The sequence below is a fragment of the Burkholderia lata genome (assembly GCF_902499335.1).
GTDB classification, from domain to species: domain Bacteria; phylum Pseudomonadota; class Gammaproteobacteria; order Burkholderiales; family Burkholderiaceae; genus Burkholderia; species Burkholderia lata_B.
Map to the genome: position 1 here is coordinate 569,317 of NZ_CABVQK010000001.1, position 12,722 is coordinate 582,038.

The 12,722-nt window shown below is 68.3% G+C and carries 14 protein-coding genes; 10 read left to right on the forward strand and 4 right to left on the reverse strand.

What is annotated here, in order from left to right:
• The first annotated feature begins 157 nt into the window (after window positions 1-157).
• The 4 genes from BCO18175_RS02660 to BCO18175_RS02675 all read left to right on the forward strand — a co-directional run bounded on the left by BCO18175_RS02660 (window position 158) and on the right by BCO18175_RS02675 (window position 4,047).
• The gene (locus BCO18175_RS02660) at window positions 158-1,510 is read left to right on the forward strand and encodes an MFS transporter (RefSeq protein ID WP_174979220.1); all 1,353 of its coding nucleotides are present in this window, start codon (window positions 158-160) and stop codon (window positions 1,508-1,510) included.
• Between the two features lie 26 nt (window positions 1,511-1,536).
• The gene (locus BCO18175_RS02665) at window positions 1,537-2,184 is read left to right on the forward strand and encodes an RraA family protein (protein ID WP_254607946.1); all 648 of its coding nucleotides are present in this window, start codon (window positions 1,537-1,539) and stop codon (window positions 2,182-2,184) included.
• Window positions 2,185-2,273: 89 nt separating this feature from the next.
• Window positions 2,274-3,068, forward strand: coding sequence for a class II aldolase/adducin family protein (locus BCO18175_RS02670; RefSeq protein WP_174979222.1), 795 nt, complete (start codon window positions 2,274-2,276; stop codon window positions 3,066-3,068).
• Between the two features lie 52 nt (window positions 3,069-3,120).
• Window positions 3,121-4,047, forward strand: a complete 927-nt coding sequence (locus BCO18175_RS02675; RefSeq protein WP_174979223.1) for a 2-hydroxyacid dehydrogenase — start codon at window positions 3,121-3,123, stop codon at window positions 4,045-4,047.
• 38 nt (window positions 4,048-4,085) lie between these two features.
• Here BCO18175_RS02675 and BCO18175_RS02680 read toward each other — a convergent pair whose 3' ends face one another.
• The gene (locus BCO18175_RS02680; protein ID WP_174979224.1) at window positions 4,086-5,048 is read right to left on the reverse strand and encodes a LysR family transcriptional regulator; all 963 of its coding nucleotides are present in this window, start codon (window positions 5,046-5,048) and stop codon (window positions 4,086-4,088) included.
• Between the two features lie 141 nt (window positions 5,049-5,189).
• On the opposite strand from BCO18175_RS02680, the gene BCO18175_RS02685 reads away from it, so the two are divergent.
• The 3 genes from BCO18175_RS02685 to BCO18175_RS02695 all read left to right on the forward strand — a co-directional run bounded on the left by BCO18175_RS02685 (window position 5,190) and on the right by BCO18175_RS02695 (window position 8,836).
• Window positions 5,190-6,419 carry a Zn-dependent hydrolase gene (locus tag BCO18175_RS02685; RefSeq protein ID WP_174979225.1) on the forward strand — a complete coding sequence of 410 codons (1,230 nt, stop codon included), beginning with the start codon at window positions 5,190-5,192 and terminating at the stop codon, window positions 6,417-6,419.
• Between the two features lie 44 nt (window positions 6,420-6,463).
• Window positions 6,464-7,399: an HpcH/HpaI aldolase/citrate lyase family protein gene (locus BCO18175_RS02690; RefSeq protein ID WP_174979226.1), complete on the forward strand. Its 936-nt coding sequence runs from the start codon at window positions 6,464-6,466 to the stop codon at window positions 7,397-7,399.
• Between the two features lie 120 nt (window positions 7,400-7,519).
• Entirely contained in the window at window positions 7,520-8,836 is a 1,317-nt protein-coding gene (locus BCO18175_RS02695; protein WP_174979227.1) for an MFS transporter, read from the forward strand.
• Window positions 8,837-8,882: 46 nt separating this feature from the next.
• Here the strand turns inward: BCO18175_RS02695 and BCO18175_RS02700 are convergent, their stop codons facing one another.
• Together BCO18175_RS02700 and BCO18175_RS02705 are read right to left on the reverse strand one after the other, a co-directional pair.
• Window positions 8,883-9,050, reverse strand: coding sequence for a hypothetical protein (locus BCO18175_RS02700; RefSeq protein WP_174979228.1), 168 nt, complete (start codon window positions 9,048-9,050; stop codon window positions 8,883-8,885).
• Between the two features lie 56 nt (window positions 9,051-9,106).
• Window positions 9,107-11,014, reverse strand: a complete 1,908-nt coding sequence (locus BCO18175_RS02705) for a DUF3857 domain-containing transglutaminase family protein (RefSeq protein ID WP_174979229.1) — start codon at window positions 11,012-11,014, stop codon at window positions 9,107-9,109.
• A 343-nt stretch (window positions 11,015-11,357) separates the two neighbouring features.
• Here BCO18175_RS02705 and BCO18175_RS02710 point away from each other — a divergent pair, with 343 nt between their 5' ends.
• The 3 genes from BCO18175_RS02710 to BCO18175_RS02720 all read left to right on the forward strand — a co-directional run bounded on the left by BCO18175_RS02710 (window position 11,358) and on the right by BCO18175_RS02720 (window position 12,099).
• Entirely contained in the window at window positions 11,358-11,543 is a 186-nt protein-coding gene (locus tag BCO18175_RS02710) for a hypothetical protein (protein WP_174979230.1), read from the forward strand.
• Window positions 11,544-11,619: 76 nt separating this feature from the next.
• Window positions 11,620-11,895 (forward strand): hypothetical protein, encoded by a 276-nt coding sequence (locus tag BCO18175_RS02715; RefSeq protein ID WP_174979231.1) that lies wholly within the window; start codon window positions 11,620-11,622, stop codon window positions 11,893-11,895.
• Window positions 11,896-11,940: 45 nt separating this feature from the next.
• A complete protein-coding gene (locus BCO18175_RS02720) occupies window positions 11,941-12,099 on the forward strand; it encodes a hypothetical protein (RefSeq protein WP_174979232.1) in 159 nt (52 codons plus the stop codon).
• Window positions 12,100-12,237: 138 nt separating this feature from the next.
• Here BCO18175_RS02720 and BCO18175_RS02725 read toward each other — a convergent pair whose 3' ends face one another.
• A complete protein-coding gene (locus BCO18175_RS02725; protein WP_174979233.1) occupies window positions 12,238-12,669 on the reverse strand; it encodes a DUF3617 domain-containing protein in 432 nt (143 codons plus the stop codon).
• Window positions 12,670-12,722 lie beyond the last annotated feature (53 nt).

The window sequence follows — 12,722 nt, forward strand, 5'->3', positions numbered from 1 at the left end:
CGCCGGCAACCACCGGATGCATCATCAACGCCATTAATACAAAGAATCAGAAAACGCACTTTTACTTATTGTTTTTGGCTTCCGATAAAGGCGCACCTGCCGCGCACGCCGCGCGGCCCGTCATCTCAACGCTGACCGCCCCACCCCGGAGAAAGCCATGGCCACGGTTCGTCCCGCCGCCTCATCCCCCGCGCTTCATGCTGCCCCCAACGACCTGAAGCGCATCGCCGTCGCGAGCGTGATCGGCACGACGGTCGAATGGTATGACCTGTTCGTGTTCGCAACCGCGTCCGCGCTCGTCTTCAACAAGGTGTTCTTCCCGAGCTTCGTGCCGCTCGTCGGCACGCTGCTCGCATTCGGCACCTTCGCGTCCGCGTATCTCGCACGCATCGTCGGCGCCGCGCTGTTCGGCCACTTCGGCGACCGGCTCGGACGCAAGTCGATGCTGCTGGTGTCGCTGGTCCTGATGGGCTGCGCGACATTCGCGATCGGCCTGCTGCCGAGCTATGGTGCGATCGGCATCTGGGCGCCCGTGTCGCTGCTGACGCTGCGCATCGTCCAGGGGCTCGCGCTCGGCGGCGAATGGGGCGGCGCGGTACTGATGGCGGTCGAGCATGCGCCCGCCGGCAAGCGTGGCCTGTTCGGTTCGTGGGTGCAGGTCGGCGTCCCTGCCGGCACGCTGATCGCGAATCTCGCATTTCTCGTCAGCAGTGCGATGCTGTCGCCTGCAGCACTGCTCGCGTGGGGCTGGCGCATTCCGTTCCTTGCGAGCGCGCTGCTCGTCGGTGTCGGCCTGTATATCCGCCTGAACACGACGGAAACGCCGACCTTCGTGAAGGTCAAGGAAGCCGCCGCGCAGGTGAAGCTGCCGATCGCCGCGGTGCTGGGCCGTTACGGCAAGCAGGTCGTGCTCGGCGGCGTCGCGACGATGTCGACCGGCACCGCTTTCAACCTGATGGTCGCGTTCGGCCTCACGTACGGTACGCAGACGCTCGGCTACTCGCGCGGCGCGATGCTGTCGATCGCGTTGATCGCCTGCGCGCTCTGCATCGTGATGCTGCCGCTGTTCGGACGCTTGTCGGACCGCATCGGTCGCAAACCCGTGATCTTCGGCGGCATTCTCGCCGAGGCGCTGTTTGCGTTCCCGATGTTCTGGCTGCTCGACAGCCGCGAGTTGTCGCTTGCGCTCGCCGGCTACCTGCTGATGATGACCGCATTCGCGGCAAACTACGGGCCGATCGCGACCTTCCTCGCCGAATTGTTCGGCACCGAAGTGCGCTATTCGGGGCTGTCGGTCAGCTACATGCTGTCGGGCCTGCTCGGCAGCGCGGCAACGCCGATCGTGACCACCGCGCTACTCTCCGCGACCGGGCGCGGCTCGTCGGTCGCGTGGTACATGGTTGCGTCCGCACTGGTATCCGCGCTCGCGCTCCTGCTGCTCACCGAAACGCTGAAACGCGACCTGTCCGCGCACGCGTACCGTGACGAACCGGCCGGTGGACGCGCATGAATCCGGCCAGCCGAACGGTGAATCCCGTGACACGCCCCCTCGATCCGTCGCTCGCGCAGCAACTGCGTGACGTAAGCCTGCCGACGCTCGGCCATTTTCTCGAAACCGGCTTCGCAAATCCGATGCTGCGCGCGCTCGTCCCCGGCGTGAAGCTGGTGGGCCGCGCGGTCACGCTGCAACTGCGCAACCCGGATGCGATCGCGGTCAATCGCGCACTGGCCCGGCTCGGGACGGGCGACGTGCTCGTGATCGACATGCACGGCGACCACACGCATGCGTGTGTCGGCGCCGTCACGGCGACAGCCGCGCAATGCGTGGGTGCGGCCGGCATCGTCGTCGACGGTGTGGCGACCGACCTGCACGAGCTTCGGCAGATCGGCCTGCCCGTCTTCGCTCGCGGCACGAGTGCATTGACGACCAAGCGCCTCGATGACGGCGCCAGCGCATTCGGCATCCCCGTCTCGTGCGGCGGCGTGACGGTCGCGCCGGGCTCGATCGTGGTGGCCGACGACAACGGCGTGCTGTTCGCCGACCCGGCGACACTCGCCGCCGTCATCGACGCCGCACTCGCATCGGACCGCGTGGAGCCTGCGCTGCTCGCCCGCCTGCGGGCCGGCGAACCGGTATCCGACGTGCTGTCCGTCACCGAGCAGCACGAGCATTCGCCGCGCTAATGATCCGCATTAGCACAATGAAATTGACGGGTCGCCCCGCGCGGGCGAACACTACCCCGCCATCACTGCCTGAACATGGAGAGACACCGATGCGATCCTTCGAAGACGCACGCCTGCCGGCCGGCGCGCACGACTGCCCGCCCGACGAATGGGCGATTCGTACCGACCTTGCCGCGCTGTACCGCCTCGTCGCGCATTTCCGCATGACGGACATGATCGACACGCACATCTCGGCGCGCCTGCCCGGCGACACGCCGACGTTCCTGATCAACCGCTACGGCGTGCTGTTCCATGAGATGCGCGCGTCCGATCTCGTGAAGATCGACGCGCACGGCAACGTGATCGACGCGCGTGCAGCCGGCGAGCCGGCACGGTTCCGCGTCAACGCGGCGGGCTTCACGATCCATTCCGCGGTTCATGCCGCGCGGGACGACCTGCACTTCGTCGTCCACACGCATACCGCCGCGGGCATCGCGGTGTCCGCACAGGAACACGGCCTGCTGCCGATCAGCCAGCATGCGCTGAAGTTCTACGAAAAACTCGGCTATCACGACTACGAGGGCATTGCGCTCGACCTCGCCGAACGCGAGCGGCTGGTGCGCGATCTCGGCACGCACAAGGCGATGATCCTGCGCAACCACGGCCTGCTCGCGGGCGGCGCCACCGCCGCCGAGGCGTTCCACGAAATCTACTTCCTCGAACGCGCGTGCCAGGCGCAGGTGCAGGCGCTGGCCGGCGGCGCAAAGCTGATCGTGCCGCCGGCCGACGTCTGCCGGCGCACGGCCGCTCAATTCACGCGCGACGATTCGGCCGACATCGCCGACACCGCGTGGCGCGCGGCGCTGCGCCTGATCGACGATCCCGCGTCCGACTACCGCTGCTGAAACTCCTTCGTCATGCGCCGGCCATCCGGGCCGGCCTCTGCCACTGCTTCCGATGACTACTATCGCACTCCTCAGTAAAAACTACGACATGTCGCATCTCGTCGACTCGATCCGGCGCGCGGCGCCGGCCTTCGACGTCGTGATGCACGGCGAACCGGGCGCCGCCGACGCGGAAATCGCCGCGTGCTGGGATCCGCCTCATGGCGCGCTCGCCGCGATGCCGAACCTGCGGCTCGTCCACAGCATCGCGGCCGGCGTCGACAACATCCTCGCCGATCCCGCGCTGCCCGCACTGCCGCTGTGCCGCGTCGTCGATCCGCAACATGCACGCGGCATGAGCGAATTCGTCACCTGGGGCGTGCTGCATTTCCACCGCCGGCTCGACCTCGCGATGCGCAACCAGCAGGCGGCACGCTGGTTTCGCCCGGAACAGGCGCATCCGTCGCAATGCACCGTCGGCATCATGGGGCTCGGCGAGATCGGCGGCCGGGTTGCTGTCGATCTCCAGCAACGCGGTTACGCGGTGCGCGGCTGGGCGCGCCAGCCGCGCGCGCTGCCCGGTGTCGACCTGTTCGAACACGAAGACGGCCTGCACGCGTTTCTCGCCGGTACCGACATCCTCGTATGCCTGCTGCCGCTCACCGATGAAACGCGCGGCATCCTGAATGCGGCAACGTTCGACCGGCTGAAGCCGGGCGCAAAGCTGATCCACGTCGGACGCGGCGAGCACCTCGTCGTCGCCGATCTTGCCGTGGCGCTCGAACGCGGCCAGCTCGGCGGCGCACTCGTCGACGTGTTCCCGGTCGAGCCACTGCCGGCCGACGATCCGCTATGGCGTGCGCCGAACCTGATCGTCACGCCGCATATGGCGTCGGTCGCCAGCTCCGACACGATCGGCCAGCAGGTCGCGCAGAACGTGCAGCGGCTGCTGGACGGCGAGCCGCTGCGCAACGTGGTGGATGTCGCGCGCGGCTACTGAACGCCGGCGGCCGCGTGCATGCGCTTCGGCTGCCCGGGTCACGGCGCTGCCGGTGCGTCCGGCGCTTCCTCACGGTCGAGAAACGCGTTCAGCGCGTCGACGAACGCCTCCTCGGCCGCATTGAGTTTGCGGTCCTGAGACCACAGGAAGTGAATGTCGACATCGGCGACGCCTTCGTCGGGCGGCAAGCGCTGGAAACGTCCGTGCGCGATGTCGTCCCGGACGATGTGCTCGGGCAGGCAGCCGATCCCGAGCCCCGCGAAGATGAAGCGCTTGACTTCGGCCATGCTCGACGACGACGCGATCACGCGCCCGGTGAACCCCATCTCGTCGCGGAAGATCGTCAGCGGCGACATGTGATCGCCGACCTTGTCGCCGGTGAACGACACGAACGGCAGGCCGGCCAGGTCGGCCGTGCGCAGGCCGTCGCGCCCGAACAGCGGATGGTGACGCCCGCAGAACAGCGCGTAGTGCTGGCGCAGGAACACGCGGGCGTCGATTCGCTTCGGCAGCGCACGGCGCGGCGTCAGCCCGAGCGTCAACGCCCGCTGCTGCAGGCTGTTGACGACGTCGGCGCTGCGCATCACCTGGCTTTCGAATTCGATGCGCGGATAAGTCCGATGAAACTCGGCGAGGAAATCGTCGTACGCCGGGAAGTCGATGCCGCTGACGATCCCGATGCGCACGGTGCCCGAGATGTCGTGATCGCGATCGACGTCGGCAAGCGACAGCCGCGAGATCGTGCCGTAGATGTCCTCGGCGATCTGCTGCACCTCGATGCCCGCCTGCGTGACCTCGATGCGCGGCCCGTGCCGATCGACGAGGCGCAGGCCGAGCTGCTCCTCGAGCCGCCGCAGCGCCTGGCTCACGGCCGGCTGCGTGAGGTGCAGGCGCATCGCGGCGCGGCTCACGCTCTTCTCGCGTGCGATCGCGAGAAAGGTGCGCAGCAGGTTCCAGTCGAGGCGGTCGTTCAGGTAGGTGTCGGGGCGATCTTTGCTCATCACGGGTCTCACGACTTCATCATTCGTGAAAATTATACTCAGGATAACGATTAAAAATTGGACTAATTGTTTTTGATTTTCGATAAAGACGACACGACGAACACCGGCCGTTGGGCGGCCGACCGATCAGGAACCTTGACGATGCTGAAGATCAATGCGGAGCGGCTCTGGCAGAGCCTCATGGACATGGCGCAAGTGGGTGCGACCGCGAAAGGCGGCGTGCGCCGCCTCGCGCTGACCGACGAAGACGCGGCCGGACGCACGCGCTTCGAGACGTGGTGCCGGGACGCGGGACTCACGCTCACCGTCGACCGCGTCGGCAACCTGTTCGCGCGGCGCGCGGGCCGGCGGCCGGACGCGGCGCCCGTCGCGAGCGGCAGCCACCTCGATACCCAGCCGGAAGGCGGACGCTTCGACGGCGTGTATGGCGTACTCGCTGCGCTCGAGGTCGTGCGCACGCTGAACGACGCGGGGATCGACACCGAACGGCCGATCGAGATCGTCGTGTGGACCAACGAGGAAGGCGCGCGGTTCACACCCGCGATGCTCGGCTCCGCCGCGTTCACCGGCGTGATGCCGCTCGACGCGGCGCTCGCGTCACGCGATGCGGCGGGCGCAAGTGTCGCCGATGCGCTCCGCGCGAGCGGCTATGCCGGCGAGCGTGCGGTGCCCGGCACCCCGTTCGACGCCTATTTCGAAGCGCATATCGAACAAGGGCCGGTGCTCGAGGAAAACGGCGTGCCGATCGGCGTCGTCACGGGCGGCCAGGCGATCCGCTGGCTCGACGTGCGCGTCACGGGGCAGGCCGCCCATGCGGGCACGACGCCGATGCAGTACCGGCGAGATGCGCTGTTTGCCGCCACCGACATGGCGGCCGAACTCGAGGCGATCGCGGCCGAATACTTCCCGCTGGGACTGACGACGATCGGCGAATGGCAGATCCGCAATGCGTCGCGCAACACGATCGCGGGCGACGTCGCGTTCACGGTCGACCTGCGCCATCCGGACGACGCGGCGATCGCCGACATGGAAGCCGCCGTGCGCGCCCGGTTCGGCAAGGTGGCCGCGCGGCGCGGCGTAGCGGTCGAGATCGGCCAACACTGGGTCAGCCCGGCGACGCCGTTCGATCCGGCCTGCGTCGACGCCGTCCAGCACGCGGTCGACCTGCTCGACTATCCGAACCAGCGGATCATCAGCGGCGCCGGACACGACGCGATCCATCTCGCGAAACACTGCCCGACGGCGATGGTGTTCATTCCGTGCGTCGGCGGATTGAGCCACAACGAAGCCGAAGACGCGCTGCCGGCCGATGTGGCGCGCGGCGCGGACGTGCTGCTGCACGCGATGCTCGCGCGGGCAACGCGCGCGTGAGCGGCTCCCCCTTTCCGACCCCGACCCCGACATCGATCCCGACCGTGACCTGCTACCCTGACCGACCGCTGGCCGCGCTGCGACGCGCGTGGCTCTTCGTCCCCGGCGCCGATGCCGCCGCTCACGCCGCCGCGCTCGGCAGCGCCGCCGACGCGATCGTCGCCGACCTCGAGGAAATGACCGCGCCGGCCGACCGGCCCGCCGCGCGCCTCCGCATCGTCGCACTGCTTGGCGCCGCGGCCGCCTGCGGCGCACTCGGCGCGGTGCGGATCAACCCGCTCGAGCAGGACGGCCACGACGATCTCGAAGGCGTGATGCCCGGCCGCCCGGCGGCGATCTTCCTGCCGCATGCGGAAACGCCGGCGCAGCTCGCGCGGCTCGCCGACGCGTTGACCGCACTCGAAGCGCGACACGGCATGCCGGCCGGCTCGACCGAGATCGTGCCGACGATCGAGTCGGCTCGCGGGCTCGTGCACGTCGGCGCGATGCTCGCCGCGAGCCCGCGTATCCGACACGCGATGCTGGCGGTCGAAGATCTCGCTGCGAGCCTCGGCGCGCGCCGCACGCGTGACGGCCTGGAACTGCTTCATGCGCGCAGCCGCTTCCTGATCGAATGCATCGCGGCCGGCTGCGGGCCGATCGACCTGCCGTGCACCTACCTCGCAGCAGACGCCCTCGCGCACGATCTCGACACGTCGACCGGGCTCGGCTTCCGGTCGAAATGCGCGGTATTCGCCGCCCACGTGGACGCGATCAACCGGGCGCTGACGCCGTCCGATGCAGACGCGCACGCGGCGCGTGCGCTGCTGGACGCCTATCGCGCGCAATCGGTATCCGGCCACGCCGCCGCACCCGGGCGCATCGATGCGCCCGACGCGAACAATGCACGCCGGCTGCTCGAACGCCATGCGCAATGCCGGCGCGTTGCCGACGAGCATGCACGGGCGGCGAGCATAAACGCCGCTAATGTTCGGGATTAAAAAACAGAATTTTACGCCCGCATATCGGCGACGGATAAACCGCATTGCGGCACGCCAGGGCCACGCGCGACTTGCCGCCGCGGTGCGGCCGGCTCCCCCATACGAACGACAGGACAGTCCATGTCTCAACCTGCTTCCCAAACGCATCAACCCGTGCGCGCCGCCACCGCGGCGTTCATCGGCACGGCCGTCGAGTTCTACGACTACTACACGTACGCGACCGCCGCCGCGCTCGTGCTCGGCGAGGTGTTCTTTCCGAGCAGCAATCACTTCCTGAGCACCATGGCGTCGTTCGGCACCTTTTTCGTCGGCTTCGTCGCGCGGCCGCTGAGCGGCGCCGTGTTCGGCCACCTCGGCGACCGCATCGGCCGCAAGAAAATGCTCGTGCTGACCATGTTCCTGATGGGGATCGCGACAACCGGCATCGGCCTGCTGCCCGGCTACGCGACGATCGGCATCTGGGCGCCGATCCTGCTGGTGCTGCTGCGGATCCTGCAGGGCATCGCGGTCGGCGGCGAATGGGGCGGCGCCGTGCTGATGGCCAGCGAACACGCACCGGCCGGCCGCAAGACGTTCTTCGCGTCGTTCCCGCAAATGGGCAGCCCCGCCGGACTGATCCTTTCGTTGCTCTCGTTCCGCTTCGTCACGTCGCTCGACCACGAGAGCTTCGTCAGCTGGGGCTGGCGCTTGCCGTTCCTTGCGAGCTTCGTACTGTTGCTCATCGGGATGGCCATCCGGCTCGGCGTGAAGGAATCGCCCGAATTCGAGCGCGTGCGCGATACCAACGCGGTGGCGAAGTACCCCGTCGCCGAAGTGCTGCGCACCGCGTGGGCGCCGATCCTGCTCGCCGCCGCGGCAACGACGATCGGCTCGGCCGGATTCTTCTTCACGAACACGTTCATGATTTCGTACGTGACGACCTACCTCGGCATGTCCAAGTCGTTCATTCTCGACTGCCTGTTCGTCGTCACCGTGATCCAGCTGCTGTCGCAGCCCGTCTCCGCGCTGCTCGCGCAACGGTTCGGCGAAACGCGCTTCCTCGCCTGGGCGGCCGTGCTGTCGATGCTGACACCCTATCCGATGTTCCTGCTCGTTCAGACCCAGAACCCCGTCGCGATCGTTGCCGGCATTTCGTTCGCGGTCGTCACGCTGTCGGCGATCTACGCGGTCATCGCCGGCTTCATGACACCGGCGTTTCCGACACGCGTCCGCTATTCCGGCATCTCGATCGCGTACCAGCTGTGCGCGATGGTCGCCGGCGGCACGACGCCGCTGATCGGCACGATGCTCGCGCAGCAGTTTCGCGGACAATGGCTGCCCCTCGCGGCGTTCTTCACGCTGCTGTCGTTCGTCTCCCTCGTCGGCATCGTCGGGCTCGGGCGGTATTGTCAGCGTCAGCGCGCGGCCGTTCGCGGAACGCTGGTGACCAGCCCGTGACACCGGACCGGTGCGCGACGCGCGCGTAACGCATGAATCCGCCCGCTCAGTCTCCGCCCGCATCCAGCCGGTCGACCAGCGCCGTCGCGCACTGCACGGCAAGCGCCGCGCACTGCTCCGCATCCACGACCGCACCGCTCGCCACGGTGCCCTGCACGATCCGGCCCAGCAATTCCTTCGAGAGATCGGCGATCTCGTGATCCCGTTCCGTCATGATGTCCCTCCTGCGCGTCGACCAATGGCGTCGACGTCTACACTTCCCCTGCCCGTTCAACGCCCTTTCGCCCGCACGACGATCTGCGCCTGCGTGTCGCGTTCGATGCGTTCGAGCGACGTGCGCAGTGCAGTGAACTCGTCCGGCGTACACACCTGACGGCCGAAATCCGCCGTCATCCGCCGCGTGACCTGCACGACCCGCGCGCTTGCATCGAATACGTAATGCGACGTGAAGTCGACGAAGCGGTCGTGCACGGCCGTATCGGCCGGCAGGTCGGTCATCGCGACGTCGGCCGGCAGTGCGATCTGGCCGGTCTCGTCGAACGTGCCGCCGATGCAGCCCCACGGCTGCGTGCGCACGGGTTCGGCGAGCCAGCTCTCGACCTGCGTCGCGATGCCGCCCGTCAGGCTCGACAGCGCGGGCAACGCGGTCGTGCCGTCGGGCCACACGAAATGATCGAGCGTGCCCGATATCGTCACGTCGAACGGTCCGTCGGTCACGTGCCGGTCGCTGGTCGACAGTTGTGCGCGGCCGCGCAGGCCGCTTTGTCGCAGACGGTTGTTCGCAAGCTGCGCGATGACGTCGGGCGTCGCGCGGCGAAACAGGTTGCGTTCGAGTTCGGCCGTCCAGCCGTCGTCCTCGATATACGCATGAAAACGCGTGGCGCCCGGCCCGGCCGCATCGATCTCGACCCGCGCGATGCGGCCGCGCGGCTGCGTGGCCGGCGTGCGCGACAGCACGCCCGTGTCGACGAGCAGCGCGGGACGGTCCATCACGATCGGCGGCAGGTAGCCGAACGCGATGCCGGCCGTCGTCGTGTCCGCAAAGCGTTCGAGATCGGGCAGCCACGTGATCGCGTGGTTGATCGCCCCGCCGCCGTAACCGGGCACCGACGGCAGCGTGTACACGGACCCGAGATTGAGCAGCACCGGTTCGCTGCGGATGCCGACCGCCGCGAGCAGCGCGCCGAACAGCGCGACATGATCCTTGCAGTCGCCGTAGCGGTTGCGCAGGATGTCCGTGACGCGATGCGGCGCGGCCGCCGTTTCGCCGAGAAACAGCCCGACGTAGCGGATGTTCGCCTGCACCCAGTCGTACAGGATGCGCGCCTTGTCGCGCGGATCGGCGGCGCCCGCGGTGAGCGTGCGCGCCAGTTGCGCGACGGCCGGATCGTCCGCGCCCGGATCGGCCGCCGCGTTGCGGTAGCGCGCGGCGAACGCCGCATAGTCGGGCAGCGTCGACACGACGAGCCGGTCGCCGTAGGTCGCGTAGCCGACCGCGCCGCTCTCGATGCGGTCGTACGGCCCGTGCCGATAGTCGAACTCGTAGCGCGTGCGGCCGTTCGCGGTGACCGGCGGCAGCGCGACGTAACCGCGCGCATCCGCGTACAGCGGCATGTCGGCCGGCACGTCGAAGATCAGCCGCTGGCTACCGACCGGCTCGCGCGACGGCTCGACCGTATAGCCGAAGTAGCCGCGGTTGACCGGCTTCGTGCGGGTCTTGCGGAACGCCACGCGCGTGCTCGACCCGGCTTCGACGCCCGGAAACACGACGGTACGCAACAGCCCGTCCTGGAATGTCGGCGCGCCGGCCGAGCGCGGCTCCTGCACGTCGCGGATGGCGTCCGCGCCGACCGGATGCGCGACGCCGTCGCGGTCGATCGTCTCGGCCGCGAGCAGGTCCACCTTCTCGAGATTCTTGTCGAACCACACGTAGCGCTGCGCGACCGCGTCGATGCCGTTCGCATCGTTCGCGCGCAGCGTCGAATCGTCATGCTCGTCGAGCGAACCATCATGCTGGATCACGAATTCGTGGATATCGCTCACGAGCGTGACGGGCGCGTCGCCGCCCGTGTCGAGTGCGTTGCCTGTGCCGCGCACATCGGCCATGGCCACGCCAGCGCCCAGCGCGATCGCGCAGGCGAGCAGGCGACCGGTCCATCGGGAAGGAAAAAGCACCACGTCGAAGCTCTCCGCGCGTTCGTTGCCGGGCGCCAGGGCCGCGCGCCGGCGCGGACGGTTAGATCCGCATGACGCGCACATGACGGCTCGCGCGCCGCATGCCCGTCGTGCGAACCAGTGTGGGTGACGTGCCCGCGAGCGTCAAGCCACGCGGCGGCGAGCCCGCCAGGCTCGCATCGTCGGCCTCGCCACGCCGGCATGCCTGGCGTGCATCCTGTCCCGGGCGAGCGCGCTTTTTTGCATCACGCCGCGACATATACTTGAGAGAGATCATCCATGCGCGCGACGTCGACGGAATGACGCTCCGCCGAACGCGACACGCCGACGTGGGGAAGGAGGCATCATGGCGGTCATCAATAGCGACTTCGAAATGGGGTACCTCGTGATCGCGTTCGCGCTGCTGGGCCTGGTCCTGTTCGGCGCACTGCTGACGGCGCTGCATCTGCGGTGGCACCCGAGACTGGTCGGCGCCGCGCTCGGCGCACTGCTCGGCATCGTGCTGATCGAAGCGATACCGATGCTGACGTGAACACGGTCCGGCGCCCATTCGTCCGATCACGCGCCGTGCGGGGTCGGAACGACCGGCGCCTGCCGCGAAGGCCGTCGTGGCTTCGCCGCTTTGCCTGACCTATCGCCTGGGCGGGATTCGCTCGGTCAGGCTCGTCGCCCCGGTGGCCGGTGAAAGGCCCGAACTCGGCGCGATCCACAAGCCGCTCGCCGTCCTAGTCCGACACGGTGCTGGCGGATGCCACGAAGCGCACCTGCTCGCCCCGAAGCATCGCGTGTTCCGCAACGACGCGGACGCGGTCAGGATCTCGATCGCGCTGGCCACACGCTTCATCGACACGATGCTAGCCGGCACGTTCATGCCCACCGGTTGAAGGCCGGCCGCGGCGCCCTTCGTCCCTCGTCATGCCGGAGGCGACATGGAAAACGGAATCGTCCCAATCCTCGTGCTGCTCGCGCTGCTCGTGTTCGCGGTGCTGTTCTTCACGGCCGGGCGCGGCCGCGACCGCACGCGCGACAAGCTGCTACGCCGGCCCGCGCGACGCTCGTCACGCTCGCATACGCATCGTCATCCGTAATCGCGTCATCACGTCGCGCAAAAAAATCGGCCGGCGGCCGCGCGTCGCACGACACGCATGCCGCCGGCCTTCCAGCGGAGGTCCGGTACCGCGGGCGGCACGCGCCGTGTGATGCGCGCCGCTTCATCCCGTGTCCCGTTACTTGCAGTCGCCCACGCGCTTGCCGCGCCACGTCCATGCGAGCGTGTACGCGCCGGCCTGCGCGTGCTGCCCGTGCAATTGCCCCTTCAGGTCGTAGCTCGTCGGCGTCACGGCGCCCGTCACCGTGCCGTTGCCGCGCCCCTGTTCGTTCGCGCAGGACAGCGCGACCTTCAGCGTCGTGCCCGCGTAGTCCCAGTTCGTGATCGTGCAGTGGACGTTGTCGCGCTGCAGGCGGGCGGCCATCGTCTTGCGCAGGTTCTTCGCATCCGCGTCGGTCAGGCACTGGTCCGGCATCTGATCGGTGCCTTGCGGCAGCGGCTTGCCGTTCAGCGTGTACGCGGTGTCGTCGTGCCAGATGCCCGGCGATACGGTCTGCGCAAAGGAGGTGGCGGCAAAGCCGGCGAGCGCGGCGGCAATCAGCAGTTTCATGAGATCGATCTTCGAATGGACGACGCCCGCGCGGTCACGCGGGCGCCCGGCTT

Excerpts from the sequence above, each read along its gene's own strand:
- BCO18175_RS02720 (WP_174979232.1), top strand. The coding sequence starts at position 11,941 with ATGGAAAACGGAATCGTCCCAATCCTCGTGCTGCTCGCGCTGCTCGTG.
- BCO18175_RS02675 (WP_174979223.1), top strand. The coding sequence starts at position 3,121 with ATGACTACTATCGCACTCCTCAGTAAAAACTACGACATGTCGCATCTC.
- BCO18175_RS02680 (WP_174979224.1), bottom strand. The coding sequence starts at position 5,048 with ATGAGCAAAGATCGCCCCGACACCTACCTGAACGACCGCCTCGACTGG.
- BCO18175_RS02725 (WP_174979233.1), bottom strand. The coding sequence starts at position 12,669 with ATGAAACTGCTGATTGCCGCCGCGCTCGCCGGCTTTGCCGCCACCTCC.
- BCO18175_RS02695 (WP_174979227.1), top strand. The coding sequence starts at position 7,520 with ATGTCTCAACCTGCTTCCCAAACGCATCAACCCGTGCGCGCCGCCACC.
- BCO18175_RS02685 (WP_174979225.1), top strand. The coding sequence starts at position 5,190 with ATGCTGAAGATCAATGCGGAGCGGCTCTGGCAGAGCCTCATGGACATG.
- BCO18175_RS02710 (WP_174979230.1), top strand. The coding sequence starts at position 11,358 with ATGGCGGTCATCAATAGCGACTTCGAAATGGGGTACCTCGTGATCGCG.
- BCO18175_RS02660 (WP_174979220.1), top strand. The coding sequence starts at position 158 with ATGGCCACGGTTCGTCCCGCCGCCTCATCCCCCGCGCTTCATGCTGCC.
- BCO18175_RS02700 (WP_174979228.1), bottom strand. The coding sequence starts at position 9,050 with ATGACGGAACGGGATCACGAGATCGCCGATCTCTCGAAGGAATTGCTG.
- BCO18175_RS02670 (WP_174979222.1), top strand. The coding sequence starts at position 2,274 with ATGCGATCCTTCGAAGACGCACGCCTGCCGGCCGGCGCGCACGACTGC.